At 69.1% G+C, this 25,234-nt stretch carries 25 protein-coding genes; 14 read left to right on the top strand and 11 right to left on the bottom strand.

All coding sequences use genetic code 11. The annotated features are described in order from the left end of the window. Positions 1-6: 6 nt before the first annotated feature. On the bottom strand, positions 7-699 hold the full coding sequence (locus ACFVAV_RS27080; RefSeq protein WP_379038225.1) for an SGNH/GDSL hydrolase family protein: 693 nt from the start codon (positions 697-699) through the stop codon (positions 7-9). A 10-nt stretch (positions 700-709) separates the two neighbouring features. Further along, positions 710-2,134 carry an MFS transporter gene (locus ACFVAV_RS27085; protein ID WP_379038227.1) on the bottom strand — a complete coding sequence of 475 codons (1,425 nt, stop codon included), beginning with the start codon at positions 2,132-2,134 and terminating at the stop codon, positions 710-712. A 102-nt stretch (positions 2,135-2,236) separates the two neighbouring features. On the opposite strand from ACFVAV_RS27085, the gene ACFVAV_RS27090 reads away from it, so the two are divergent. Beyond that, a complete protein-coding gene (locus ACFVAV_RS27090) occupies positions 2,237-2,863 on the top strand; it encodes a TetR/AcrR family transcriptional regulator (RefSeq protein ID WP_379038228.1) in 627 nt (208 codons plus the stop codon). Positions 2,864-3,029: 166 nt separating this feature from the next. Here the strand turns inward: ACFVAV_RS27090 and ACFVAV_RS27095 are convergent, their stop codons facing one another. Together ACFVAV_RS27095 and ACFVAV_RS27100 are read right to left on the bottom strand one after the other, a co-directional pair. After that, positions 3,030-3,980 carry a hypothetical protein gene (locus ACFVAV_RS27095; RefSeq protein WP_379038230.1) on the bottom strand — a complete coding sequence of 317 codons (951 nt, stop codon included), beginning with the start codon at positions 3,978-3,980 and terminating at the stop codon, positions 3,030-3,032. Between the two features lie 121 nt (positions 3,981-4,101). After that, positions 4,102-4,752, bottom strand: coding sequence for a hypothetical protein (locus ACFVAV_RS27100; protein ID WP_379038231.1), 651 nt, complete (start codon positions 4,750-4,752; stop codon positions 4,102-4,104). A 110-nt stretch (positions 4,753-4,862) separates the two neighbouring features. Here ACFVAV_RS27100 and ACFVAV_RS27105 point away from each other — a divergent pair, with 110 nt between their 5' ends. Then, on the top strand, positions 4,863-6,581 hold the full coding sequence (locus ACFVAV_RS27105) for an FGGY-family carbohydrate kinase (protein WP_379038233.1): 1,719 nt from the start codon (positions 4,863-4,865) through the stop codon (positions 6,579-6,581). Here the strand turns inward: ACFVAV_RS27105 and ACFVAV_RS27110 are convergent. From ACFVAV_RS27110 to ACFVAV_RS27130, 5 genes are all read right to left on the bottom strand, one after another. Next, complete coding sequence (locus ACFVAV_RS27110) at positions 6,539-7,324, bottom strand: sirohydrochlorin chelatase (protein WP_379038234.1); 786 nt, start codon at positions 7,322-7,324, stop codon at positions 6,539-6,541. The two genes, ACFVAV_RS27105 and ACFVAV_RS27110, sit on opposite strands and share 43 nt — an antisense overlap. Continuing rightward, positions 7,324-8,619, bottom strand: a complete 1,296-nt coding sequence (locus ACFVAV_RS27115; protein ID WP_379038236.1) for a sulfate adenylyltransferase subunit 1 — start codon at positions 8,617-8,619, stop codon at positions 7,324-7,326. Before ACFVAV_RS27115 ends, ACFVAV_RS27110 begins: the two co-directional genes overlap by 1 nt. Positions 8,620-8,734: 115 nt before the next feature. Beyond that, positions 8,735-9,694, bottom strand: coding sequence for a sulfate adenylyltransferase subunit CysD (gene cysD, locus ACFVAV_RS27120; RefSeq protein WP_379038237.1), 960 nt, complete (start codon positions 9,692-9,694; stop codon positions 8,735-8,737). Continuing rightward, entirely contained in the window at positions 9,691-10,410 is a 720-nt protein-coding gene (locus tag ACFVAV_RS27125; RefSeq protein WP_379038239.1) for a phosphoadenylyl-sulfate reductase, read from the bottom strand. The genes cysD and ACFVAV_RS27125 overlap by 4 nt, the downstream gene beginning before the upstream one ends. Positions 10,411-10,430: 20 nt before the next feature. Then, positions 10,431-12,224, bottom strand: coding sequence for a nitrite/sulfite reductase (locus ACFVAV_RS27130; protein ID WP_379038240.1), 1,794 nt, complete (start codon positions 12,222-12,224; stop codon positions 10,431-10,433). 435 nt (positions 12,225-12,659) lie between these two features. Between ACFVAV_RS27130 and ACFVAV_RS27135 the strand changes: the two genes are divergently transcribed. From ACFVAV_RS27135 to ACFVAV_RS27150, 4 genes are all read left to right on the top strand, one after another. Then, positions 12,660-13,088, top strand: a complete 429-nt coding sequence (locus ACFVAV_RS27135; protein WP_379038242.1) for an SgcJ/EcaC family oxidoreductase — start codon at positions 12,660-12,662, stop codon at positions 13,086-13,088. A gap of 102 nt (positions 13,089-13,190) precedes the next feature. Then, complete coding sequence (gene hemW, locus ACFVAV_RS27140; RefSeq protein WP_379038444.1) at positions 13,191-14,378, top strand: radical SAM family heme chaperone HemW; 1,188 nt, start codon at positions 13,191-13,193, stop codon at positions 14,376-14,378. Between the two features lie 42 nt (positions 14,379-14,420). Next, positions 14,421-14,975 carry a DinB family protein gene (locus tag ACFVAV_RS27145; protein ID WP_379038243.1) on the top strand — a complete coding sequence of 185 codons (555 nt, stop codon included), beginning with the start codon at positions 14,421-14,423 and terminating at the stop codon, positions 14,973-14,975. 188 nt (positions 14,976-15,163) lie between these two features. Continuing rightward, positions 15,164-15,388, top strand: coding sequence for a hypothetical protein (locus ACFVAV_RS27150; protein ID WP_189033064.1), 225 nt, complete (start codon positions 15,164-15,166; stop codon positions 15,386-15,388). Positions 15,389-15,510: 122 nt separating this feature from the next. Here the strand turns inward: ACFVAV_RS27150 and ACFVAV_RS27155 are convergent, their stop codons facing one another. After that, positions 15,511-17,001 carry a hypothetical protein gene (locus ACFVAV_RS27155; protein WP_379038244.1) on the bottom strand — a complete coding sequence of 497 codons (1,491 nt, stop codon included), beginning with the start codon at positions 16,999-17,001 and terminating at the stop codon, positions 15,511-15,513. Continuing rightward, positions 16,998-17,396, bottom strand: a complete 399-nt coding sequence (locus ACFVAV_RS27160; RefSeq protein WP_379038246.1) for a hypothetical protein — start codon at positions 17,394-17,396, stop codon at positions 16,998-17,000. The genes ACFVAV_RS27155 and ACFVAV_RS27160 overlap by 4 nt, the downstream gene beginning before the upstream one ends. Before the next feature lie 293 nt (positions 17,397-17,689). On the opposite strand from ACFVAV_RS27160, the gene hrcA reads away from it, so the two are divergent. The 8 genes from hrcA (at position 17,690) to era (ending at position 25,198) form a co-directional block, all read left to right on the top strand. Continuing rightward, on the top strand, positions 17,690-18,724 hold the full coding sequence (hrcA, locus tag ACFVAV_RS27165; protein WP_379038248.1) for a heat-inducible transcriptional repressor HrcA: 1,035 nt from the start codon (positions 17,690-17,692) through the stop codon (positions 18,722-18,724). Positions 18,725-18,853: 129 nt separating this feature from the next. Further along, positions 18,854-20,008 carry a molecular chaperone DnaJ gene (dnaJ, locus tag ACFVAV_RS27170; RefSeq protein ID WP_379038249.1) on the top strand — a complete coding sequence of 385 codons (1,155 nt, stop codon included), beginning with the start codon at positions 18,854-18,856 and terminating at the stop codon, positions 20,006-20,008. Between the two features lie 4 nt (positions 20,009-20,012). After that, positions 20,013-20,753 (top strand): 16S rRNA (uracil(1498)-N(3))-methyltransferase, encoded by a 741-nt coding sequence (locus ACFVAV_RS27175; RefSeq protein ID WP_379038251.1) that lies wholly within the window; start codon positions 20,013-20,015, stop codon positions 20,751-20,753. Positions 20,754-20,961: 208 nt separating this feature from the next. Next, positions 20,962-22,023, top strand: coding sequence for a PhoH family protein (locus ACFVAV_RS27180; protein WP_379038445.1), 1,062 nt, complete (start codon positions 20,962-20,964; stop codon positions 22,021-22,023). Positions 22,024-22,086: 63 nt separating this feature from the next. Then, positions 22,087-22,641, top strand: coding sequence for an rRNA maturation RNase YbeY (gene ybeY, locus ACFVAV_RS27185; RefSeq protein WP_379038254.1), 555 nt, complete (start codon positions 22,087-22,089; stop codon positions 22,639-22,641). Beyond that, positions 22,638-23,972 carry a hemolysin family protein gene (locus ACFVAV_RS27190; protein WP_379038256.1) on the top strand — a complete coding sequence of 445 codons (1,335 nt, stop codon included), beginning with the start codon at positions 22,638-22,640 and terminating at the stop codon, positions 23,970-23,972. Before ybeY ends, ACFVAV_RS27190 begins: the two co-directional genes overlap by 4 nt. Next, positions 23,965-24,300 carry a cytidine deaminase gene (locus ACFVAV_RS27195; protein WP_379038258.1) on the top strand — a complete coding sequence of 112 codons (336 nt, stop codon included), beginning with the start codon at positions 23,965-23,967 and terminating at the stop codon, positions 24,298-24,300. Before ACFVAV_RS27190 ends, ACFVAV_RS27195 begins: the two co-directional genes overlap by 8 nt. Continuing rightward, the gene (gene era / locus ACFVAV_RS27200) at positions 24,293-25,198 is read left to right on the top strand and encodes a GTPase Era (RefSeq protein WP_378846056.1); all 906 of its coding nucleotides are present in this window, start codon (positions 24,293-24,295) and stop codon (positions 25,196-25,198) included. Before ACFVAV_RS27195 ends, era begins: the two co-directional genes overlap by 8 nt. Positions 25,199-25,234 lie beyond the last annotated feature (36 nt).

Genomic DNA, 25,234 nt, shown 5'->3' on the forward strand with positions numbered 1-25,234 from the left:
CAGCGATCAGGCGCGGCGGAGCCGTCCGGCCAGCGCGCGAACGACCTCACTCGCCACCACCGCGTGCCCACTCATCGTGAAGTGGATGAGGTCGGCACTCATCAGATCGGCCCGCGTCCGCACCGGGTGCTCCCAGAATTCCGTGAGCACCGCGTCGTATTCTGCTGCCACCGAACGGATCACGTCGTTCAAGGCGGTCATGCGCGGCTGCATCGCCCGCATCGGCGCCATCCGCTCGATGCCCCAGACATCGGCCATCGTAAAAGTGGACACCTGTGCCCCCGATTCCGCCAGCGCCGCGAATATCGCAGAGAGGTTGTCCCGCAGCCGGTCCGGCTCGTAGCCGGCTTCGAACAGATCGTTCCCGCCGCAGCTGACGTGCACGAGATCCGGTGCGAATTCCAGGATCTCGGGCAACTGGCGTTCGCGAACCTGGGTGCTGGTGGCGCCGATACGCCCGGTATTGCGATAGGCCAGTGCGGGATTGACCGCGGACAAGGTGGCCGCGACCCGGTCGGCCCAGCCGGTGGACGCGTAGCCGGGGCTGGGGTCGCCGGTGCCTGCGGCGATCGAGTCGCCCAGTACCGCGAAACGCTGCCACGGTGCACCCCGCAGAACCGCGACAGCCTCGTCGGGGGAGATCAGCAGCGGGTCGTCGGCCTCGGTGAACTGCGCGGACAACGGTGTGGTGGAGGACATCTCGAGACTCCTAGTTCTGGTCGGCGGTTCGGGCATGCGACGGCACGGCGAGCAGCAGGGCTACCGCGACGCCGATCACCGCGCACACGGTGAACAGGGTGTGGAAGGCGCGCACCGCGTCGTCGGGGACGGCGGTGAAGACGGCGGCGAGCATCGCGACACCGAGCGCGCCACCCCCCTGCCGGGCGGTCACGGTCATGCCGATGCCCGCCGCGAACTGTTGCGGGGGAACCGAACTCGCGGCCGCGGTGCCGAGCACGGTGATAACGAGGCCGATGCCGCCACCGCCGAGCAGCCCGGCGGGAACCCACGCCGACCACAGCGCCGGGTCGGGTCCGAACGCGTCGGTGCTCATCCACACCAGCGCGGCCGTGTACATCAGCGCGCCGACCACCCCGGCCCAGCGCTGACCCCGCGGTGTGGTAATCCGGCCGGCGAGTACCGAGGTCACCATGGCGGCCACCGCGCCGACGGTGAGCGCCGCCGCCGACTCGAGCACCGAGTAGCCCCAGAGTGTGTCCAGGAACATCGGTCCCGCGAGCAGCCAGGCGAACATCGTCGCACCGAAGAGGAACGAGCCCGCGTTGGCGAACGCGAATTGCCGGTTCCGCCACAGCGATACGGCGACGGCCGGTTCAGGGTGGTGCCTCGAGCGGGCCAGCGCGAACACCACGAGCACGGTGCCGCCGATCAGCGCGAGCAGTGTGCCCGGTGCGGTCCATCCCCAGCTCTGACCTTCGGTGACCGCGGCGATGACGGCACCGAGGCCGAGTGCCACGGCGAGGATGCCGACCGGATCGGGCAGCGCGGAGTCGCGGCGCGTGTCCTCGGTCGCGGGCAGGCGCAGTCCCGGCACGATCAGCGCGATCGCGATCGGCACGTTGACGAGGAAGACCGCCCGCCAGCCGAGGCTCTCGACGAGCGCGCCGCCGACCGCCGGACCGACCACCGCGGCGAATCCGCCCGCCGCCGACCAGGCGCCGATGGCCGCGCCGATCTTCTCCCGCGGTGTGGCCGCCAGGACCAGGCCGAGCGCGGCGGGCACCATGAATGCCGCTGTCATGCCCTGCAGGATGCGCCCGGCGATGAGCCAGCCCGCGCCGGGCGCGAGCCCGCACAGCAGCGAGGTGAGCGCGAAGCCCGCCAGTGCCAGCGCGAACAGCCTGCGCCGGCCGAGTACATCGGCGAGGCGGCCCGCCGGGGTGAGCAGCGCGGCGAAGGCGATCGCGTAGCCGCTGACGATCCAGGTCAGGGTGCTGGTCGGGGTGCCGGGGTAGGTGGTCGCGATGGTCGGGAACGCGATGTTGACCACGGACAGATCGAGAAAGGCGATGAACGCGGCGCCCGAGGCGACGGCCAGGGTGCGGCCCGCTGCGCCGGTGTCGGCCGTCGTGCTGGTCGGTGGATCTTCGGGCCGAGCGGAAACGTCGGTCATGGGGAGTCCTTTGCAGGAGAGAAATAAGAACGTACGATCGTTCGTAGATAAAAGTACGACCGATCGTTCACTCATGCAAGAGGCGGTGGAACAATGGTTTCCATGACCCAGCTGACCGAGTCCGGCGATCAACGACTGGCCAAGGGCGCCCGCGCCAGGGCGGCCATCGCGCGCCGCGCCGCCGAACTCGCCTCCATCGAGGGGCTGGACGGTCTCAGCATCGGCATGCTCGCCACCGACCTGGGCATCAGCAAGAGCGGCATCGCCACGCTGTTCGGCACCAAGGAAGCGCTCCAGCTGGCCGCCGTGCAGGCCGCCCGTGACGTGTTCATCGAACAGGTGGTCGCGCCGAGCCTGCGCGAACCGCGCGGCATCGACCGGATCCGGACGCTGATCGACCGCTGGTTCGCCCATATCGACGAACCGCCCTTCCCCGGCGGCTGCTTCCGCGTCGCCACGCTGACCGAATTCAGCAGCAAGTCCGGCCCGGTCCACGACGCCGTGGTCGCAGACCGTGACGCGTGGCTGGGCCTGTTGACCACCGAGATTCGCAAGGCGCAAGAACAGGGTGACTTCGCCGGCGCCGACCCCGAGCTCCTGGTGTTCGAACTCGACGCGGTCGTGAGTGCCGCCAATATCGCCCGCCAGATCGGCGATTCCGCGCGAGTCGACGCCGCTCGATCCATCGCGACCCGACTCCTGTCCGCGGGGTCGACCAGCACCGCCTAGGTTGGGCGAGCCCCGGGATCAAGATCAACAGGCTCTGGTGGATTTTCCTTCTCGGGCGATGCTTGCCTGAGAGCCTGGTGATCATCTGTCCAGATCTGAGGGCTGTGTCAATGCGGACGGCGCCGGTACCCGATTCGGGTAGCGACGCCGTCGTGGGGGACGTTGTTCAGTGGTGGTGTGCGTGCTGCGGCGCGGCAACGCCCGCGGTCAGGGTGAACGCGGCGGTGCGGACCACGTCACCGTGCCGGAAGTCGAGGAACAACCGGTAGGTGCCCGGACCGGGAACCGCGGTGTGGAAGGTGATCTCCGGTCCCGCCGGGGTGATCCCGTCGCCCGGCTCGCCGTTGGGGTGCACGTGCACGTAGGCGAGATCGCCTGCCCGCAGGATCACGAGGTGGCCGAACGCGGCCAGGTAGGGCTGCAGATCCGTCACCGGCACACCGTCTTTGCGCACGGTCAGCGTCAGCAGGTCACCCTCGGTGCGCAACTCGCCGTCCACGGTCACCTCGTACCCGTCGACCTCCGCCGCCCGTCCGGCCGCCGGAACCGGCTGCGGCGCATAGTGACCCGCGAGGGCGAGATCGGCGCCGAGGGTGATCGTCCGGCCGAGGGCGCGCGGCGCGATGTCGGTGAACACGCGGTAGGCGCCGGCCTCCGGAAGGTCGAGGCGGATCACCCAGGTGCCGTCGGCCTCGCGTACCGGATGGACGTGCCAGAACCCGGTCAGCTCCCGCCGCGCGACGATCAGATGCAGTTCGCGATCGTGAATCGGATCGAACTCGGTGACAGCGGTTCCGTCCGGGCCGAGGATCCGGAACCGGAAGTCGATACCGCCCGGCTCGGCGATCGTGGTCTCCAGATCGAGCGTGTACCCGTCCTGGGTGACCAGGAGACCGCCCGGCGCGCCCGCGGCGTGGCCCGCGTGGGCGTCACCGTGGCCTGCGTGGATGGCGTGCTCGGGCGCGGCGTGCTTGCCGTGATGCTGGTGTGCCGCATGGTCGTTGGCATCGATTCCGGGCGTGGCGTGGTTGTCCTGGTGTCCGGCGTGCGCGGGCTGGGTCGCGGTGTCAGCGTGACCGGCATGGGTGTGGTGTCCGGCGTGGGCGTTGGTGGTCATCGTTTCGCCTCTCTGAGTTCGCTGTGCGTTGCTACGAACATATACCCCCTAGGGGTATGTAGGGAAGAGGTGTGACTCCGTGATCTGGATCACGGAGGGTTGGTCGACTGGGCGTCGCCCGTCAGCGCTGGGCGTTCCAGAAGCCGATGGCCATCGCTCCCCACCAGCAGACCTGGGAGATCGCGCCCGAGGTGGCGCCCCATACCAGTAATCGGGGTGGCAGTGGTGCTGCCGAGTGGTCGGCCAGCCGCCTGCTCAAGACCGTGGTCTGTAATCCGTTGACGGTGAGCAGCGCGGTCAGCACCATCTTGGTCTGCGTCAGTGGGGAATCGAGGTTCGGCTCCAATACGATGCCGCTGGCCACCAGCGCCGCGAGGCCGAGCCAGATCGGCACGTGCATCCGGGAGACTCCGGCCATCGCCTCGGCGAGGGTGCTGCGCCCGAGTAGCCACAGCGCGGCCAGGTAATCAGCGATCAGGACGCCACCGAATCCGAGCATCAGCCCGGCGAGGTGGACGAACAGTCCCGCGGTGTGCAGTGCTGGGTCCGGATTCACATGGGTGGCGATCCACAGTGCCGCGCCGAGGAGTCCCGTCGATGCCAGTGCGGCGGCGGCGACGAGCCACCAGGAGTCGAGCAGGCCGATCGGCCGGGACGGTTCCGGGGCGGGCCAGCGACCGCCGCGCGGCGTCGGAACCGGGGCATGTCGCGTGCCCCAGACCGTCGGTGTCATCGCGATATTCGGTCGAATGACCAGCAAACCCTCTGGCATGGATGCCTCCACCTGGTGTCCCAACAAAATGTTAGGAGAGGCTAAACTAGTTCTTCGGTTCGGGTAAAGACGTTCCCGGTCGCACATCGGCCGTGAGAGATTGGTGAGGGATGACGGTCGGATGGGGAGTGTCCATCGGTGCGCGGAACATCGTCTGCGCGGCAGTCGGCGGTGGCACCGATCCGGAGATCACCAGCGGTCGGACCGCGGTGGCGGGCGGCTCCGGTGCGAACTCGCGGATTCTCGGCTTCGGTGATCTGACCCTCGCCGCCGAGCTGTCCTTCGCGCCGGCCGCCGAGGCCGCCGACCTTGTCGCCAGGGTTCTCCGTGAGTCGATGGCAGCCGCGGGCGCTGTCGCCGAGCACACTGTGCTCGCGCATCCGGCGGTCTACACCGAGCAGCACGTCAGCGCGCTGCGGCGGTCGCTCGCACGGGCGCAATTGGGCGAGGTCGAGCTGGTGGCGGAGCCGATCGCGGCGGCGGCGGCACTCGACCCGATCGAACAGCAGGCGGAGCCGAACGAGAAGTCCGGCGATGCCACGGATTCGATGCTGGTGTACGACCTCGGCGCGACGTCCCTCGACCTCACCGTGGTCGTGCGCGACCGGCAGGCGCATCGGATCGCCGGTCGGCCGATCCGGTCCTATGCCTTCGGTGGCCGGTCCACCGCCGCGGCCATAGCCGCCATGGAGCACGATCTGGCGCCCACGGACGAACCGGTCGCCGGGTCGCCGGATCCCGTCCGGACGGCGGCGGTTCGCGCGCAGCTCGTACGGGATTCGCTGCCGCTGGCGCACGAATGCCTGCGCACCGCAGGGCTTTCCCCCGAACACCTCGGCGCGATCCTCCTCGCCGGTGGGGCGGCGGCGCCGGTCGAGGTGGCGCACACCCTCGCCGACGCGCTGGGCTGCCCGGTCGTTCGCGGTCCCGTGACCGCCGAGTCCGTCGCCCGCGGTGCCGCACTGCTCGGAGCCCGACGGTCGGCCACCGACACCGTGCTGGTGCCGGTCCGGCGTCCGATGTCGCGCACCGCGCTCGCCGGCGCCGCACTCGCTGTGCCGCTGCTCATTCCGGCCGTGCTCGGCCTGCTCCGTGCCGACGACGGCAGGCCCGGCGTCGTGGCGGCGGTGCCCGGTCGCAGTCTGCCCGACCGGCCCGTCGACGGGCGGGCAGGGGAACCGGCGCAGTTGCCGGCCGCCCTCGCGACCCCGCCGCGACAGCTCCCGGTGATGTGGTGGAACCCCCGCGCGGCGGTCGCTGTGCCGGAGTTGCTTCGAACGCAGGATGCTCCCTCGGATCCGGCGAACCTGCCTGCCCTCGATCCGTTCACGAGGTCTCCCGCGGTCGATGCCGCCCTGCTCGTCCAGGAAGCCTCATCGAGCGCGCCGATGACCAATCCGCAGTGGGTGTCGGATTCGGACCCGCCCGGTGACCGCGAGCAGCCGACACCGCCGTCTCCGTCTCCGTCGCTGTCGATCGAGATGCCGGCGCCCGCCCTACCCGATTCCCCCGTATCGCCCACTGTCCCAGGCCTTCCGGTCGACCACACTCCGGGATCGATGCCCGGCTCGACGCCGTCGACGACGGAAACCGTCACGTCCGCAATGGAATCGACTGCCGATACCGTCGCGTCGAGCACGGAGTCGTCCGCAGACGTCGTCGCGGACGCCGGGTCGACGGTCGGGGCGGCATCCGCCGAGACGACTTCCGAGACGACTTCCGAGGCGACTTCCGAGACGACTTCCGAGGCGACTTCCGAGGCGACCTCGGCCGGAGCGTCGGTGTCTCAGGCGGACAGTTCCCATTCGGCGTCGAGCGCGGTGTCGTAGCGATCCCACACGACCTCGGCGAGGGCCGGGTGGGCGCCGAGTGCCGGGGTATGGACGAGTCCCGGTGCGGTGGTGCGCAATCGGTCGGTCAGCAGACCTGGCGCCAGGAACCACGGCGCGACAATGATGTGCTCCACCCCGCGGTCGCGCAGCCGTTCGGTCGCGGCCAGGACGGTGGGTTCGCTTGTCGCGAAGCAGATTTCGGTGAGCAACCCGGTGCGCCGGGCGACCTCCACGGCGACCTCGGCGGTGCGCGCGTTGGCGCCGGCGCGCGAGGAGCCGACCGCGGCGACGGCGATACCGATGCGGCCACCGGGGTAGCCCGCGGTCGCTTCGGTGATCCGCTCGCACAGGGCGGTGATCAGTCGTGGATCGGGGCCGAGCACCTCGGCCTGCGCCAGGTCGAGCAGCGGATGCCTGCGCCGGGCGGCATCGAGCAGGCCGGGCAGATCGACACGGGCGTGGAACGCGCTGCCCAGCAGCAGCGGTACCACGATGGCATGCGAACAGCCCTGCGCCGCCACAGCATCGACCACCTGGTCGACGGACGGTGCGTTCAGATCGAGAAATGCCAGGCGCACGAGAAGATCCGGTCGTGCGGCGGCGACCCGATCGCGCACGGCCGCAGCGTTCGCCGCGGAACGCGGGTCACGACTGCCGTGGGCGACCAGGATCAGTGCGGGCCCGCCACCGCCGCGCGGCACCACAGCGGGGCCGCGCAGCGGGGCGAGCGTGCGATTCATCAGACCGCGGTACCGACCTCGACCGAGGTCAGCACATCGCCGACCAGGCCGGCGGCGAGGGTGTTGCCACCGGCGGGGTCGATCAGCAGGAACGACCCGGTGTACCGGTTGGTGCGGTAGTCGTCGGCCGGGATCGGCTCGGCCAGGCGCAGCGAGACCCGGCCGATGTCGTTGAGCTCCAACGACTCCGGGCTCTCCTGAGCGGTCAGGGTCTGCTCGTCGAAGCGCTCCACGAGCGCGCCGACGATGGCCTGGGTGGTCTTGGCGCCGTGCTTGAGCAGCAGCCGCGCGCCGGGGCGCAGCGCCTTGTCGCCGAGCCAGCAGACGGTCGCGTCGAAAGTGTCGATCGGCTCCGGCGCGTCGGCGGGGGAGGCGATGATGTCGCCGCGGGAGATGTCGACCTCGTCGGCGAGCAGCAGCGTGACACTGCGACCGACCTGCGCGACCGCCAGCTCACCGTCGGGGGTGTCGACGCGCTCGACGGTGGTGCGCTTGCCCGAGGGCAGCACCACGATCTCGTCGCCGGGGGAGACCGAACCGGCCGCGATCTGACCCGCGTAGCCGCGGTAGTCGGGGTACTCGGCGGTGCGCGGACGGATCACGTACTGCACGGGGAAACGCAGGCCCAGCGCGTGCGTGCCGGTCGAATCCGCGTCCACCGGAACCGATTCCAGGTGCTCGATGAGCGAGGGACCGTCGTAGTACGGGGTGTTGGCCGACCGGCTGGCGATGTTGTCACCGTGCAAGGCGGACACCGGGATCTCGAGGACGTCCTCGTCGGCCCAGCCCAGCTTCGACGTCAGCGTGTTGAACTCGGACGAGATCTCGGCGAACACCTCGGCGGGGTTGTCGACCAGGTCGATCTTGTTCACGGCCAGCACCAGCTTCGGCACGCCGAGCAGTGCCAGCACGGCGGCGTGGCGGCGGGTCTGCTCGATGACGCCCTTGCGCGCGTCGACCAGCAGGATCACCAGCTGCGCGGTGGACGCGCCGGAGACCGTGTTGCGGGTGTACTGCACGTGCCCGGGCGTATCGGCGAGCACGAAAGAGCGCTTGGGCGTGGCGAAGTAGCGGTACGCCACGTCGATGGTGATGCCCTGCTCACGCTCGGCACGCAGGCCGTCGACGAGCAGCGACAGGTCGGGGGTCGACAGACCCTTGTCGACCGAGGCGCGGGTGACGGCGTCGATCTGATCGGCCAGCACGGACTTCGTGTCGTAGAGCAGCCGTCCGACCAGGGTGGACTTGCCGTCGTCGACAGAACCGGCGGTGGCCAGCCTCAATAGGTCGGACATCAGAAATAACCCTCTCGCTTGCGGTCTTCCATCGCGGCCTCGGACACACGGTCGTCGCTCGCCCCGAGTCGGGCACTGTGCACCGCGTTCGGTCTGGTGTGTAGCTCGGAACGCATCAGAAATAGCCTTCGCGCTTGCGGTCTTCCATCGCGGCTTCCGACACACGGTCGTCGCCGCGAGTAGCACCACGTTCGGTCAGTCGGGACGCGGCGACCTCGGCCAGGATGGCCTCGTTGTCGGCGGCGTCGGAGATGATGGCGCCGGTCGTCGAGCCGTCGCCGACGGTGCGGTAGCGCACCGAACGGGTCTCGAGCACCTCGTTGTCGTTCGGGCCGCCCCACACACCGGGGGTCATCCACATGCCGTCGCGCTGGTACACCGGGCGCTCGTGGGCGTAGTAGATGCTGGCCAGATCGATGTCCTCGCGGGCGATGTAGCGCCAGATGTCGAGCTCGGTCCAGTTGCTCAGCGGGAACACGCGCACGTGCTCACCTGGCGCGTGCTTGCCGTTGTAGAGGTTCCACAGCTCGGGACGCTGGCGCTTCGGATCCCACTGGCCGAAGGCGTTGCGCAGCGAGAAGATCCGCTCCTTGGCGCGCGAGCGCTCCTCGTCGCGACGACCGCCGCCGAAGACCGCGTCGAAGCGGTGCTCGGTGATGGCGTCGAGCAGCGGGACGGTCTGCAGCGGGTTGCGGATGCCGTCGGCGCGCTCGGTGAGGCGGCCGTCGGCCAGGTAGTCCTCGACCGAAGCCACGTGCAGGCGCAGGCCGTACTTCTCCACCACCTTGTCGCGGAACTCGAGCACCTCGTCCAGGTTGTGCCCGGTGTCGACGTGCAGCAGCGCGAACGGCAGCGGCGCGGGCCAGAAGGCCTTGAGCGCCAGATGCAGCAGCACCGTGGAGTCCTTGCCGCCGGAGAACAGGATCACCGGCCGCTCGAACTCACCCGCGACCTCACGGAAGATGTGGATCGCCTCGGACTCCAGCGCCGCGAGGGTGTCGAACTCGGTCAGGCCGAGGTCGCGTTCGGTGGTGTCGGTACTCACAGGCTCACTCCCGGTGGTGGTGATGGTCATGATTGGTGCAATCCGCATTCGGTCTTGGCGAGGCCGGCCCAGCGGCCACTGCGCGGATCGGACCCCGGTTCGGGCTTGCGCGTGCACGGTGCGCAGCCGATGGACGGGTAACCCTCCTCCACCAGGGGATTGACGAGAATGCCGTTGGCCTCGATGTAGGCCTGCATCTCGTCGTCGGACCACGGTGCGATCGGGTTGATCTTCACCAGGCCGAAGGCTTCGTCGAAGGAGATCAGCGGCGCGTTGGCGCGGGTGGGCGCCTCGACCCGGCGGATGCCGGTGATCCACGCGTTGTAGCCGGCCAGCGACTTCTTCAGCGGGACGACCTTGCGCAGCCTGCAGCATTCGGCGGCGTCGCGGGCGAACAGATCCTTGCCCAGCAACTCGTCCTGCTCGGCGACGCTGTGCTCGGGACGCACGTTCACCACGTTCACCCCGTACACGGCCTCGACCGCGTCGCGGGTGCCGATGGTCTCGGCGAAGTGGTAGCCGGTGTCGAGGAACAGCACGTCGACGCCGGGACGGGTCTGCGCGGCCAGGTGCACCAGCACGCCGTCCTGCATGTTCGAGGCGACGATGTAGTTGTTGCCGAACGTGCGGTCGGTCCAGGCGATCAGGTCGGCGGCCGAGGCCTCGGGGCCCAGTTCGGCCGCGCCCTGCTCGGCGATGGCACGCAGCTCGCCTTCGGACAGCTTCGCGGCGAGATTCGTTGTCACTGTGGGGATCTCCTCATCGACTATCGGAGGTCGGCCTCGTCGGCGCGCACTGCCCACACCGCGAAACGTTCACCGGATTCCCGGTTCTTGACGAAGTTGCGGACGACGCGATCGATGTAGTCGCCGAGCTCGACGCTGGTCACCTTGTGCTGACGCAGCTTCCGCCCGAACCCGCTGTCCAGGCCGAGGCTGCCACCCAGGTGAACCTGGAAACCCTCGACCTGATTCCCGTTGCCGTCGTCGACGAGCTGGCCCTTGAAGCCGATGTCGGCGATCTGGGACCGGCCGCAGGAGTTCGGGCAGCCGTTGATGTTGATGGTGATCGGCACGTCCAGCTCGGCATTGATGTCGGCCAGGCGCTGCTCGAGCTCCGGCGCCAGCACCTGCGAGCGCTTGCGGGTCTCGACGAAGGACAGCTTGCAGAACTCGATGCCACTGCAGGCAAGCAGGTTTCGCCGCCAGATCGACGGACGGGCCTGCAGGCCCAGCGGTTCCAGCTCGTCGATCAGCGCGTCGACCTGGTCGTCGGCGATGTCGAGGATGATCAGCTTCTGGTACGGGGTGAACCGGATCCGGTCCGAGCCGTACTTCTCGGCGGCGTCGGCGACCTTGCTCAGGATGGTGCCCGAGACACGACCGGCGATGGGGGAGAAGCCGACGGCGTTGAGACCGTTGCGCAGCTTCTGCACGCCGACGTGGTCGATCGGCTTGGCCGGCTGCTCCGGCGCGGGACCGTCGATCAGCTTGCGCTTCAGGTACTCGTCCTCGAGCACCTGACGGAACTTCTCGATGCCCCAGTCCTTGATCAGGAACTTGAGGCGGGCCTTGGTGCGCAGGCGGCGGTAGCCGTAGTCGCGGAACAGCGAGACGACGGCCTCCCACACGTCGGGCACCTCGTCGAGCGGCACCCACGCGCCGACCCGCTTGGCCAGCATCGGGTTGGTCGACAGGCCGCCGCCGACCCACAGGTCGAGGCCGGGACCGTGCTCGGGGTGGTTCACGCCGACGAAGGCGACGTCGTTGATCTCGTGCACCACGTCCTGCTGGCCCGAGATCGCGGTCTTGAACTTGCGGGGAAGGTTGGAGTACTCCTTCTTCCCGATGTAGCGCTTCACGATCTCATCGATCGCCCAGGTCGGGTCGATGATCTCGTCGAGGGACTCACCGGCCAGCGGCGAACCGAGGACCACGCGCGGGCAGTCGCCGCACGCCTCGGTGGTGTGCAGGCCGACCGATTCCAGCCGCCGCCAGATCTCCGGGACGTTCTCGACCTCGATCCAGTGGTACTGGACGTTCTCGCGGTCCGAGAGGTCGGCGGTGTCGCGACCGAACTCGGTGGAGATCTGGCCGACGGTGCGCAGCTGGGCGACATTGAGCGCGCCCGCGTCGCAGCGCACCCGCATCATGAAGTACTTGGCTTCGAGGATGTCGATGTTGTCGTCGTCGGTCCAGGTGCCGTCGTAGCCCTCTTCGCGCTGGGTGTACAGACCCCACCAGCGGAAGCGACCGCGCAGATCGGCCTTGTCGATCGAGTCGAAGCCGCCCTTGGCGTAGATGTTCTCGATGCGCGCGCGCACGTTGAGCGGGTTGTCGTCCTTCTTGGACTGCTCGTTCGGGTTCAGCGGCTCGCGGTAGCCGAGGGCCCACTGGCCTTCGGAGCGGCGGCGGACCGGCTTGCCGGTGCGCTCGCGCGGCGCGACGGGGGCTTCGCTGCGCGGTCGATCGGGCCGCACGCGGCGTTCGGCTGCCGGGCGCTCGGGGCGGGCCTGCGCCGTCGACTGTTCGGTCGAAGCGGCGTCGGTGCTCGACGTCATGTGGGGTCGCTCCTGCGGGGTGGGTGGTACATCCGTGCTGAAGGCGCGAGGGGCTGGCTCGCGTCAGGTGGTCAGCGGGCCGATGAAAGTCGATGGCACCGGGGGATACCCGGGCGTGGACGCCGCTGCGCTACCGGTGAGAACCGGGCCGACAGCAGGCGCTGCAGACACGCTGGAAGTCGACGTGGCGCCGGGCCACGAGTCGTACTCCAGTTGCGTGCATGAGGCTATTGTGCCATGTCAGCCGGGTCGTTCCGACCGCAAGGAGATATTTCCCGCACTTTTGGGGGAAATTCCCTGGACGGCCGTCCCGTTCTGTGACGGGGGTCATAGTTCGCCTGCCGGAAGCGACCGGTGATTCGTCATGGACCCTCCGTGTGCGGTGCGGCACAATGCGTTGACCTGGAGTGTCGTTGAGGTTGCACAGTGGGCCACATGAGCAACGACGTCACCGTGACAGGCCAGACCCCCGGCGAGCTCGACACCGAACTCGCGGCCATCACCGCCGTGGTCGACACCATCGCCCACGCCCAGGACAACGAACTGATCGACGAGTTCACCGCCGTCTTCCGCGCCGACGCGATCTGGACCACCGGCCACGGCAAGCGGCTGTTCGGCAGGCCTGCCATCGCCGAGTTCACCGCCCAGGTACTGCCCGGCGCCACCACCCACGGCAAGGCGACCTACGAGATCGAGCATGTGCTGTTCCTGCGGCCCGACGTCGCCGCCGTCAAGATCCGGCAAAGCTACTTCACCCTCGACGGCGAGCTGTCCGGGCAGGGCACGCCCATGTATGTGATGACCAAGGAAGACGGCACCTGGGTGCTCACCGCCAATCAGAACACCCCCGTGGTGACGAACTGACACGCTGAGTCGCATGCCGGGCGAAGGGGCCGTGCGGGGCGGTTCACCAGGGCCCGGCAGACTGGAGGGGTGACTACCAGCGCTGCTCCCGGGGCTCCCGGCGTGACACCGGCCGATGCCGATCGGCCGGTGCTGCGCGATTTCGGGGGCGGCGCGTTCGGGGTGTACGTGCACGTGCCGTTCTGCGCGACGCGGTGCGGGTACTGCGACTTCAACACCTATACGGCGGGGGAGCTGGGGACCTCGGCGTCGCCGCAGTCGTGGCTCGAGGCGTTGCGCGGTGAGCTCGCGACCGCGGCGGCCGAGTTCGCCGCCCTGCCGAGCGCGACGCCCGCGGTGTCGACCATCTTCGTCGGCGGCGGGACGCCGTCGCTGCTCGGCGGCGACGGACTGGCATCGGTGCTCGACGCGGTGCGCGCCAACTTCACCTTGGCCGCCGGTGCCGAAGTGACCACCGAATCCAATCCGGAATCCACCTCGCCCGAGTTCTTCGACCGCATCCGCGCGGCCGGCTACACCCGGGTGTCGCTGGGCATGCAGTCCGCGGCACAGCATGTTCTGAAGGTGCTCGACCGCACCCACACGCCGGGGCGCGCGGTCGCCGCCGCGAAGGAAGCCAGGGCCGCCGGGTTCGAGCACGTCAACCTGGACCTCATCTACGGCACGCCCGGCGAGACGGACGCCGATCTCGCCGCGAGCCTCGACGCCGTGCTGGCCGCCGGTGTCGACCACGTCTCCGCCTACTCGCTGATCGTCGAGGACGGAACCGCCTTGGCGCGCAAGGTCCGTCGCGGTGAACTGCCCGCCCCCGACGAGGACGTCCTCGCCGCCCGCTACGAACGCATCGACTCCCGTCTCGCCGATGCGGGCCTGTCCTGGTACGAGGTCTCGAACTGGGCCGCGAACGATGCGGCCCGCTGCCGCCACAACCTCGGCTACTGGGACGGCGGCGACTGGCTCGGCGCAGGCCCGGGCGCGCACAGTCACGTCGGCGGCGTCCGCTGGTGGAACGTCAAGCACCCCGCCCGCTACGCCGACCGCGTCACCCTCGGTGGCCTTCCCGCCGCAGGCTGGGAAGCCCTCACCGACGACGAGCGCTACACCGAGCACCTCATGCTCACCGTCCGCCTCCGCACCGGCCTCCCGCTCACCACCCTCGCGCCCACGGCGCGCCCCGCGCTCGACCGCATCCTCGCCGACGGTCTGGCCGTGATCACCGACGACCATCTTGTCCTCACCGACCGGGGTCGCCTCCTCGCCGACGGCGTGGTTCGCGACCTCCTCGACTGACCCGCGAAAAACCGGTTTCCGTGCCTCGGGCACCGTGGCACGATGCGCCGCGTGTCCACATCGCGGAGTGAGCTGGTGCGCTGGCAATTCGACCTGGTCTGGTCGCTGTTCGAGTACCACCTGGAGCAGTTGTCGCCGGCGGACTTCCTGTGGGAACCGGCCGCGTTGTGCTGGACCATGCGCGAGGACGGCAGTGGCGGCTGGGTGGCGGACTGGGCGGACACCGAACCCGATCCGATTCCGGTGCCGACGATCGGCTGGCTCAGCTGGCATATCGGCTGGTGGTGGAGCGTGGCCCTCGATCATGTGCGGCACCAGCCTCCACGGGAGCGGACCGATATCGCCTGGCCGGGGCCGGGGTCGCCCACCGTCGAGTGGCTGCGGCAGTTGCGGGCGGACTGGGTCGAGCTCGTCGACACGCTCGACGATGCCGCGCTGGACTCCGGCTCGGCCTATCCGTGGCCTGCCGACGCCGGACTGACGATCGCTCATCTGGTCTCCTGGGTCGATGCCGAGCTGATGAAGAACGTGGCCGAGATCGGTCAGTTGCGGTTGCAACGAGCAGTGGGTGCCGGGTCGCCTGACACCGATTCGTGACCCGAATTTCAGGGTCGGCGGGTGCTCGGGGCCACATCGATGATCGCCCGGTCAGCATCATGAGATGACGTGATGCACACCTCACCGAGGGCAGTTCGCACCGGGGTCGCGAAGTGGAAGGTTCGGTGGGTTCGGGGTCGAAGATAACGATTGGGGGCGTAGGCTTCGACTCGATCCTAGGGAGCTATATGTCCACCGAACGGCACATCACCCTCGTCCACGAGCAGAGCGAATTCGCTGAAGCGCGCTCTGCGGAGAAGGCGGAGAACGCGCGGCAGTGCGCGGTCGCCGCTCGCACGGTCGCGTCGCATTCCAACGACGCGGAAGATTGCGTATCGCTGCTGGCGATGCTCGGCCTGGATGCCCTCGCGGGCAAGCAGGTGGGCGCCGCCTCCTCCGCAGCCCGGAGCTGACCCGGTCTGGGCCGCCCTCTCGGGCGGCCCTCGCCGGTCGCTCGGATCGACCGTGCGGGCGCGGTGCCCTCGGCTCGCTGACCCTGTCAAGCCTGCACCGCAGCTCGGTGCTGCGCGCCCGACTACCCACCGTCTCCGCCCCCGATCACGCCCCCGCTGACCGTCGGTCGCGGATTGCCAAGCAGCGCATCGCTATTCGCCTGTGTGATCAGGTAGTCCGGGAGCACACGCGCAGCTTCGCTGTCCGGCACTTGCCCGGCGCCAGGCGGTACGGCGTAATGAAACAGTCGATCGAGCACGCGGGCCGGCGACGGCGTGGCCGGTGAGTTCGCCCCGATGACCGGTCCTGCCGCGCCCGGCATACTTCGCCCGGCACCCGGCCGCGGCGGTTCTGCGTCGTGCGCAGACAATGCGGGCGTGCCCCGGGCTGATTGATCGCCCGAAGCTGTCGGTGCCGCAGCCGAGGCCAGCTCCGCGCCGCCCGAATGTGCCGACCCGCTGTAGCCCATCGACGTCATGGTCGGGTCCACCACCGACGCGACTGTCCCCGCAGCAGTACCCGGCCATCCACACCCGTCGAACAACGCCGGATTCAGAGCCGAACCCATGGTCACCGTCGCATCGCTTGCCCTCACCGAGCCTCCACCTGGCCCTGCCGAGCGGTCGCCCCGCCCCGTTGAGTCGCCATGTGACCCGGCCGAGTCGTTTTCCGGCTCCGCCAGGTCGCTGCCTAGCGCTGAGCTGTCGCCTGGCATCGTCGAGTCCCCATCCGGCCCCGCCGAGTCAGCCGACGTTGCCGAGTTGTCATCCGGTTCCACCAAGCCGGCCGCCCCCGCCAGGTCACCACTTCGTGCCGAGGCATCATCGGACATCGCTGAGCCGCCGCCCAGCGCACTCGTAGCGAGGTCAGGGACAACGTCTTCCGAGCCGGTCGCGGCCAGTCTGAGCCTCGCTGCCTGGGTCGAGTGCGGTGTGTCAAGGGACTCCGACTGCGCGAACCCACCTTCGACACCACTGCCCGAATGCTCGCCGAAGATCTCGGCCGACCTGCCTCCGCGCACCAGCCGATCACCGGAATCCCCACCAGGTACGTCCCGCCGACTCGGCATGGGCAACACCGGAATTCGGGCATCTACTTCGCCGAAGGGCACCACATACCGCTCACGCATCGCGAGACGCGCGTCCTCCAGCGCCGCGGTTGCCGCGCGATGCGACCCCGCCTGACCCGTCGCGAGCAACGGTGGACCCACCTCGGCGACGACCTGCTCCGGGATCGCGTACTTGGTCGCCACGATCGCATCGGCCGCAGTCCGAACCAAGCCGGAGAACTGGTCCAGAACAGCGGTCAGCGCTCGAGCTTGCGCGACATAACTGCAGACAGCCGTACTCGAGGCATCAGCGGCGGCACCGGACCACCCCGCCGAGCCGCGCGTGGCCCGTTCGAAGGCCGCCACCCCGTCCTCCCACAAGTGGGCGATCCGCGCGAACCTGTCCGCCTGCGCGACGGCATCGGTCACCTCGAGCGGCGCGAAGGCCGCGGCGATCTCCCGATGACGCCAACTCCGCGCATTCTCACCGCCACCCGGAATGCCACGCGGCTCATGCGTGGTCACAGCGCCGTCTCCAGCAAATCAAGGTGTCCCGCAACCGATTCCACCGACCGGACCCGCCCAGCCCACTCCTCGTCAGCGAGCATCAGCCGGTCCCGCACCACCCGATGTGCCGCACGGATACCGGCGACAACGCGCGCATGCTCCGCCATCACCGCATCGATGCTGTTCCCCTCGCCGCCTGCCTTCGCCCGCAACCGCGCCACCACCGTGGCACCGGATATCAGCCGCGCATCACCCTCGCCCAGCCCCCAATGCGCCTGATCGCCGATGTCTCCGGCCAGCACCCTGATCCGGTCGATCACCCGGAGAAAATCCCCACACCCCCGATCGAACCCGGCGAACTCCGCCGGATCCAGTGCCACCACCGTGGCAGCGGTGCTCCCGTTCTGCTGCATCACAAGCCCCTCCCGACCCGCCGCCGACAGCTGAAAACCGCTGGTAAACAGTTGAATCAATGCCGAACGTACGCCGGTGTGCAGAGCGCGGCCAGCCCCTGTCTGTCACTTGTGGATAAACCGCGGCCTGTGGATAACCCTGCCCACAGCAGCGATGTGAGCGGGCGAGCCGGGACCGGACAATTAGACTGGACAACGAGACGCTCCGAGCGTCCGCGTGCGAGTCTGTGCGGCGAACACAGCAGCACACGCGGGCCGATGACGTACCCGGCACGAGCGAGGAGGTGGGGTCGATGGCGTCGAGCACCGAGGATCGGCGGTTCGAGGTCCTGCGAGCGATCGTTGCGGACTACGTCGCCACCAAGGAACCGATCGGCTCCAAGTCGCTCGTGGAACGGCACAGCCTGGGCGTATCCAGCGCCACCGTTCGCAACGACATGGCCGTGCTGGAGGCGGAGGGGTACATCACCCAGCCGCACACCAGCTCCGGCCGCATCCCCACCGACAAGGGGTATCGCGAGTTCGTCGACCGGATCGCCGAGGTGAAGCCGCTCTCGGGCGCCGAGCGCCGCGCGATCATGGAGTTCCTCGAATCCGGGGTCGATCTCGACGACGTCCTGCGCCGCGGAGTGCGGCTGCTGGCGCAGCTGACCCGCCAGGTCGCCGTCGTCCAGTACCCCACGGTCTCGGCGTCGATCGTGCGCCACATCGAGGTCGTCGCGCTCAATCCGGCCCGCCTGCTGCTGGTGGTGATCACCGACACCGGCCGGGTCGACCAGCGCATCGTCGACCTCGGCGCGGTGATCTCCGACGACGATCTCGCCGCGGTGCGGGGCCTGCTCGGCGGCGCGATGGACGGCAAGCTGCTGTCGGTGGCCAGCGCGTCGGTGGCCGGCCTCCCCGAACAGGCGCCGGCCAAGATCAAGGACGTGCTCGTCCGCGTCTCGACCGTGCTGGTGGAGACGCTGGTGGAGCATCCCGAGGAACGGCTCGTCCTCGGCGGCACCGCCAACCTCACCCGCAATGTCGCCGACTTCGGTTTCCCCGGCTCCCTGCGCACCGTGCTGGAGGCGCTCGAGGAACAGGTCATCGTGCTGAAACTGCTCGCCGCGGCGCAGCAGCCGGGCCGGGTGATGGTGCAGATCGGCGAGGAGACCCAGGTCGAGCAGATGCGCGGTACCTCGGTCGTTTCCACCGGCTACGGCGCGGCCGGCGCCGTCCTGGGTGGCATGGGTGTGCTCGGCCCCACCCGGATGGACTACCCGGGAACCATGGCGTCGGTGGCCACCGTTGCCCGGTACATCGGAGAAGTACTGGCGGAAAGGTGACGGCGAGCCGGGAACGGCCAACCCGCACTGTTAAGGTCGATACTTCGGCCGGTAAAGTTGAGTGGATTCGACTAAAGGATGCGCCCGGCGCTCGGCTGGACCACAGCGACCAAGGACTAGAGAACTCAAGTGGCACGGGATTACTACGGACTGCTCGGCGTCGGCAAGAACGCCACCGACCAGGAGCTCAAGCGCGCCTACCGCAAGCTGGCCCGCGAACTCCACCCCGACGTGAACCCGGACGAGGCCGCCCAGGCCAAGTTCAAGGAAGTCTCCACCGCCTACGAGGTGCTGACCGACCCGGAGAAGCGCCGGATCGTCGACCTCGGTGGTGACCCGCTCGAGAACGGCGGCGGCGGAGCCGGATTCAGCGGCGCGGGCTTCGGTGGTCTCGGCGACGTCTTCGAGGCGTTCTTCGGCGGCATGAGCGGCCAGGGCGGTGGCGCGCGCAAGCCGCGCGGCCGCGTGCAGCCCGGCGCCGACTCGCTGATCCGCACCCGGCTGAGCCTGGCCGAATGCGCGGTCGGCGTCACCAAGCACCTGACCGTCGACACCGCCATCCTCTGCGACATCTGTCAGGGCGCGGGCACCAACGGCAACTCCAAGCCGGTGCGCTGTGAGACCTGTGACGGCCACGGTGAAGTGCAGTCGGTGCAGCGTTCCTTCCTGGGTCAGGTGCTCACCTCGCGGCCCTGCCCGACCTGCCGCGGCGCGGGCGAGACCATCCCCGATCCCTGCCACAAGTGCGGCGGCGACGGCCGCGTGCGCGCGCGTCGCGAGATCGCCGCGCCGATCCCGGCTGGTGTCGCCAACGGCATGCGCGTTCGCCTGGCCGCTCAGGGCGAGGTCGGCCCCGGTGGCGGCCACGCCGGTGACCTCTACGTCGAGGTCGTCGAGCAGCCGCACGACACCTTCGTCCGCGACGGCGACGACCTGCACTGCACCGTCCGGGTGCCGATGGTCGACGCGATCCTGGGCACCACGGTCGTCGTCGACACCATCCTCGACGGCCCGACCGAGCTGACCATCGCGGCGGGCACCCAGCCCGGCGAGGTCATCCAGCTGCGCGCTCACGGCATGCCCCGGCTGCGGTCGGGCGCCCGCGGCGACCTGCTGGCCCACCTCGACATCGTCGTGCCGACCAAGCTGGACGGCAAGCAGACCGATCTGCTGCGCAAGTTCAAGGGCATGCGCGACAAGGATCGCGCCGAGGTGATGTCGGCCCAGTCCGAGCACAACAGCGGCCTGTTCGCCCGGCTGCGCGCCTCCTTCAGCGGACGCTGAGCCCGTGGCCGCGACGGTCTTCTATCTCGACGAGGTACCCGAACCGGGCGCCGTCGCGGTCCTGGACGGTCCGGAGGGCCGCCACGCGGCGACCGTGCGCCGGATCAGGATCGGCGAGCCGATCACCCTGTCCGACGGACACGGTGTGCTCGCCGAATCGGAAGTCGTTGCGGCCCAGAAGGACCGGCTCGAACTCGCGGTGCGCACCCGGCGGGTCGCCACCCCGGTGACCCCGCAGGTGACCGTGGTGCAGGCACTGCCGAAGTCGGATCGCTCCGAACTGGCCGTCGAACTGATGACCGAGGCGGGCGCCGACCTCATCGTGCCGTGGCAGGCCGCGCGCTGCGTCGCGAACTGGGAAGCCAAGGCCGCCAAGGGAATCGAGAAGTGGCGAGCCGCCGCCCGCGCGGCCGCCAGGCAGTCCCGGCGCGCCTACATCCCCGACGTCGCCGATCTGCACCGCACCCGTGACCTGCTCGATCTGGTGCGAAAAGCCAAGGCGGACGGCGCGATCGTCGCCGCATTGCACGAATCCGGCACCGGCAAGTTCACCGAGCTGCCGCTGGCGCAGACCACCGACGTGGTCCTGATCGTCGGCCCCGAAGGCGGCCTCGACGACACCGAGCTGACCGCACTGGCCGAGGCGGGCGCCGACATCGTGCTGCTCGGCCCGACGGTCCTGCGCACCTCGACCGCCGCCGCGGTGGCCCTCGGTGCCCTCGGCGCCCTCACCCCACGCTGGTAGTTCCAGGCCACGAACCGCCGACCCCGGTCGTGACCTGCGATCACCGGTCGATAGCGGTTCGGCTGGTCCTGCCGTTATATCGCTGGGCGGTGTCGGTGCTGCGCGTTAAACTGGGCTCATCGAACACACAGTCGAGACCGGAAGCAGGCCATAGGCACTTTTGAAGAACTCAGGCGAGATCGGCGACCCCACCAACCCCGTAACAGGCATCGGCGCAGGCGGAAACAATGCGGGTCCCGCGGCGCGCACAGTGCGTTCCAGCATCGAACTCGCCCCGGAGTCTGTCTTCCCCTTTCTCGGCTCGGCCGACCAGAATCTTCGTCAGCTGGAGAAGCTGCTCCCGGCCGACATCCATGTCCGTGGCAACACCGTCACCATCACCGGTAAGGCCGGCGATGTGGCGCTGGCCGAGCGCGTCATCGAGCAGCTCGTCGCGCTGACCGGCCGTAACCGGGTGATCACTCCCGAAGCGGTCAGGCACACCGTCTCGATGCTCACCGAAGGGTCATCGGAATCCCCGGCCGAAGTGCTGAGCCTGGACATCCTGTCCCGTCGCGGCAAGACCATCCGCCCCAAGACGCTGAATCAGAAGCACTATGTCGACGCGATCGACGCCAACACCATCGTCTTCGCCATCGGTCCCGCCGGTACCGGCAAGACCTACCTGGCGATGGCCAAGGCGGTGCAGGCCCTGCAGTCCAAGCAGGTCACCCGCATCATCCTGACCAGGCCGGCGGTCGAGGCCGGTGAGCGGCTCGGCTTCCTGCCCGGCACGCTCAACGACAAGATCGACCCGTATCTGCGGCCGCTCTACGACGCGCTGCACGACATGATGGATCCGGAAGCGATTCCCAAGCTGCTCGCCTCCGGTGTCATCGAGGTCGCGCCGCTGGCGTACATGCGTGGCCGTAGCCTCAACGACTCGTTCATCATTCTCGACGAGGCGCAGAACACCACGGCCGAGCAGATGAAGATGTTCCTGACCCGCCTCGGCTTCGGCTCGCGGATGGTGGTCACCGGTGACATCTCGCAGGTCGACCTGCCCAACGGGCAGCGTTCGGGTCTGCGGGCCGCCGCGGAGATCCTCACCGATATCGAAGACATCCACTTCTCGGAGCTCACCAGCGCCGATGTGGTGCGGCACCGGCTGGTCTCCGACATCGTCGACGCCTACGACCGGTACGAGTCCGACACCCGCGCGGTGCCGGGTCCGCACTATCCGGGCAACCGGGCGCAGCGCCGCGCGGCCGGTCGTACGAACCGCGGGTAACTCACGCCACGCTGGCCCGATGCCGCTCCCGGCGGCGTCGGGTCGGCACCGTACCCTGAACAGGTGAGCATCGAGATCGCCAACGAATCGGGCATGGACGTCCCCGAAGAAGACCTGGTCAGCGTCGCACGTTTCGTGATCGGCCGGATGGACGTGCATCCCGCCGCCGAGCTGTCGATGGTGCTCGTCGATCTCGACACCATGGCCGACCTGCACGTGCGCTGGATGGACCTGCCCGGCCCGACCGATGTGATGTCGTTCCCGATGGACGAGCTGGAGCCGGGCGGTCGCCCCGACAGCCCCGAGCCCGGCCCGTCGATGCTCGGTGACATCGTGCTGTGCCCGGAGTTCGCGATGGGCCAGGCCCAGAAGGTAGGCCACTCGCTCGATCACGAGCTGGCGCTGCTCACCGTGCACGGCGTGCTCCACCTGCTCGGCTACGACCACGCCGAGCCGGAGGAGGAGAAGGAGATGTTCGCGCTGCAGGCCCAGCTCCTCGAGGAGTGGTATGTGAGCCTGCGCGAGGAACAGCGCCGCGCCGAACTGGCCGAGCGCGACGCCCAGCTACTCGGTAAGGCAGGTTTCACCGCACCGGGTGACGCACTGGGCCCGGCGTGACCTCACTGACCCAGATCCTGCTGGCGATTCTGTTGATCGGGCTCGGCGGGGTGTTCGCCGGGGTCGACTCGGCGCTGAACACGGTGTCGCGGGCCCGGCTCGACGACATGGTCCGCGAGGAAAGACCCGGCGCCGCGCGATTGCGCAAGATCGTCGACGACCGCCCGCGGTACGTGAATCTCATGGTGCTGCTGCGCATTCTGTGCGAGATCACCGCCACCGTCCTGCTCGCCGCGGCGACCCTGGCGCTGTGGACCGCGGCCACCGCGCTGCTGGTCACCGCCGCGGTGATGGTGGTCGTCTCCTACGTCGTGATCGGCGTCGGCCCGCGCACCCTCGGCCGCCAGCACGCCTATTCGATCGCGCTCGGCGCCGCGGTGCCGCTGCAGATCATCGGCGCGGTGCTGAGCCCGGTGAGCAGGCTGCTGATCCTGCTCGGCAACGCGATCACCCCCGGTAAGGGTTTCCGCAACGGCCCGTTCGCGTCCGAGATCGAGCTGCGCGAAGTGGTCGACATGGCCCGCGAGCGCGGTGTGGTCGCCGACGACGAACGCCGGATGATCCAGTCGGTCTTCGAACTCGGCGACACCGTCGCCCGCGCGGTGATGGTGCCGCGCACCGAGATGGTGTGGATCGAGGCCGACAAGACCGCGTCCCAGGCGATGTCGCTGGCGGTGCGGTCCGGTCATTCCCGGATCCCCGTGGTCGGTGAGAACGTCGACGACGTGCTCGGCGTCGTGTACCTGAAAGACCTTGTCCCATATGCCGATCGCAGCCGCAAGGTGACGGTGCGCGAGGTCATGCGGCCCGCGGTGTTCATCCCCGACTCCAAGCCGCTCGACGATCTGCTCGACGAGATGCAGCGCCGCCGCAACCACATGGCGCTGCTGGTCGACGAGTACGGCGGCATCGCGGGTCTGGTGACGATCGAGGACGTGCTCGAGGAGATCGTCGGCGAGATCGCCGACGAGTACGACACGGACGAGACCCCGCCCGTGGAAGACCTGGGCGACGGCCGCTACCGGGTGTCGGCACGCCTGTCGGTGGAAGACCTCGGCGAGCTGTACGGATTCGATATCGAGGACTCCGACGTCGACACCGTGGGTGGTCTGCTGGCCCACGAGCTGGGTCGTGTCCCGCTGCCGGGATCGAAAGTGACCGTGTACGGGCTGGTCCTGCGCGGCGAGGGCGGCGCCGATGCCCGCGGCCGGATGCGGGTGAACACCGTGCTGGTGCGCCGCGCGGCCGAGAAGGACAAGAAGAAGACCGCAGCGGGCGCCGAGTCCGCCGAGGTCACCGTGCCCGACGACAACGGAGAAACCGATGAGTGAACTGGACGCCGAGGACAACAAACTGCTGGTGCTGGCGCGTGGCGCGCTGGGCCGCACCGGTGGCGCGAGCGGGGCCGCGATCCGCGACACCGACGGCCGCACCTACGCCGCGGGCGAGGTGGCGCTGACCGCGCTGCGCCTGACCGCGTTGCAGGCCGCCGTGGCCGCCGCGATCTCCAGCGGCGCCGAGGGTTTCGAGGCGGCGGTCGTCGTCGGCGGTGAGTCCGACGACGCGGGTATCACCGCGGTGCGCGAGGTTTCGCCGTCGGCCGCGGTGATCCGCACCGACCGCACCGGCGCGGTGCTGAGCGAGGTGCAGGGTGGCTGACAAGGAATTCCGTTCCGGCTTCGTCTGTTTCGTCGGCCGCCCGAACACCGGCAAGTCGACGCTGACCAACGCACTGGTCGGCACCAAGATCGCGATCACCTCCTCGCGCCCGCAGACCACCCGCCACACCATCCGCGGCATCGTGCACCGCGACCACGCCCAGCTGATCCTGGTCGACACCCCCGGCCTGCACCGGCCGCGGACCCTGCTCGGCCAGCGCCTCAACGATCTCGTGCGCGACACCTACTCCGAGGTCGACGTGATCGCCCTGTGCATCCCGGCCGACGAGAAGATCGGTCCCGGTGACCGCTGGATCGTCGAGCAGATCAAGATGATGGCGCCCAAGACCACCGTGCTCGGCGTGGTCACCAAGATCGACAAGGTGAGCCGCGACCAGGTCGCCCACCAGCTGATGGCGGTCTCGAAGCTGCTCGGCCCCGAGGCCGAGGTCGTCCCGGTGTCGGCGGTCAAGGGCGAACAGGTCGAGGTGCTCGTCGACGTGATCGCCTCGAAGATGCCCGAGGGCCCGGCGTTCTACCCCGACGGCGAGATCACCGACGAGCCCGAGGAAACCCTCATGGCCGAGCTGATCCGCGAGGCCGCGCTCGAGGGCGTGCGCGACGAACTGCCGCACTCGCTGGCCGTGGTCATCGAGGAGATCCAGCCGTATGAGGCCAACGAGGACATGCTCGAGGTGCATGCCCTGCTGTATGTCGAACGGCCGAGCCAGAAGGCGATCATCATCGGCAAGAACGGGGCCCGCCTCAAGGAGGTCGGCACCAACGCCCGCAAGCAGATCGAGCACATTCTCGGTACCCGGATCTACCTGAATCTGCACGTGAAGGTAGCCAAGGATTGGCAGCGCGACCCGAAACAGCTGGGGAAGCTGGGCTTTTGACCGTTTGAGCGTCGGCGGTACGGGGTATCGTTCGGC

The sequence above is a fragment of the Nocardia sp. NPDC057663 genome (assembly GCF_042799895.1).
Taxonomy (GTDB): domain Bacteria; phylum Actinomycetota; class Actinomycetes; order Mycobacteriales; family Mycobacteriaceae; genus Nocardia.

What these genes read in the sequence shown, in the direction of transcription:
- ACFVAV_RS27095 (WP_379038230.1), bottom strand. Translation starts at nt 3,980, where the DNA reads ATGACCACCAACGCCCACGCCGGACACCACACCCATGCCGGTCACGCT.
- ACFVAV_RS27100 (WP_379038231.1), bottom strand. Translation starts at nt 4,752, where the DNA reads ATGCCAGAGGGTTTGCTGGTCATTCGACCGAATATCGCGATGACACCG.
- ACFVAV_RS27130 (WP_379038240.1), bottom strand. Translation starts at nt 12,224, where the DNA reads ATGACGTCGAGCACCGACGCCGCTTCGACCGAACAGTCGACGGCGCAG.
- ACFVAV_RS27150 (WP_189033064.1), top strand. Translation starts at nt 15,164, where the DNA reads ATGTCCACCGAACGGCACATCACCCTCGTCCACGAGCAGAGCGAATTC.
- cysD (WP_379038237.1), bottom strand. Translation starts at nt 9,694, where the DNA reads ATGACCATCACCACCACCGGGAGTGAGCCTGTGAGTACCGACACCACC.
- ACFVAV_RS27135 (WP_379038242.1), top strand. Translation starts at nt 12,660, where the DNA reads ATGAGCAACGACGTCACCGTGACAGGCCAGACCCCCGGCGAGCTCGAC.
- ACFVAV_RS27145 (WP_379038243.1), top strand. Translation starts at nt 14,421, where the DNA reads ATGCGCCGCGTGTCCACATCGCGGAGTGAGCTGGTGCGCTGGCAATTC.
- hrcA (WP_379038248.1), top strand. Translation starts at nt 17,690, where the DNA reads ATGGCGTCGAGCACCGAGGATCGGCGGTTCGAGGTCCTGCGAGCGATC.
- ACFVAV_RS27110 (WP_379038234.1), bottom strand. Translation starts at nt 7,324, where the DNA reads ATGAATCGCACGCTCGCCCCGCTGCGCGGCCCCGCTGTGGTGCCGCGC.
- ACFVAV_RS27195 (WP_379038258.1), top strand. Translation starts at nt 23,965, where the DNA reads ATGAGTGAACTGGACGCCGAGGACAACAAACTGCTGGTGCTGGCGCGT.
- ACFVAV_RS27160 (WP_379038246.1), bottom strand. Translation starts at nt 17,396, where the DNA reads ATGCAGCAGAACGGGAGCACCGCTGCCACGGTGGTGGCACTGGATCCG.
- ACFVAV_RS27085 (WP_379038227.1), bottom strand. Translation starts at nt 2,134, where the DNA reads ATGACCGACGTTTCCGCTCGGCCCGAAGATCCACCGACCAGCACGACG.
- ACFVAV_RS27105 (WP_379038233.1), top strand. Translation starts at nt 4,863, where the DNA reads ATGACGGTCGGATGGGGAGTGTCCATCGGTGCGCGGAACATCGTCTGC.
- ACFVAV_RS27080 (WP_379038225.1), bottom strand. Translation starts at nt 699, where the DNA reads ATGTCCTCCACCACACCGTTGTCCGCGCAGTTCACCGAGGCCGACGAC.
- ACFVAV_RS27090 (WP_379038228.1), top strand. Translation starts at nt 2,237, where the DNA reads ATGACCCAGCTGACCGAGTCCGGCGATCAACGACTGGCCAAGGGCGCC.
- ACFVAV_RS27115 (WP_379038236.1), bottom strand. Translation starts at nt 8,619, where the DNA reads ATGTCCGACCTATTGAGGCTGGCCACCGCCGGTTCTGTCGACGACGGC.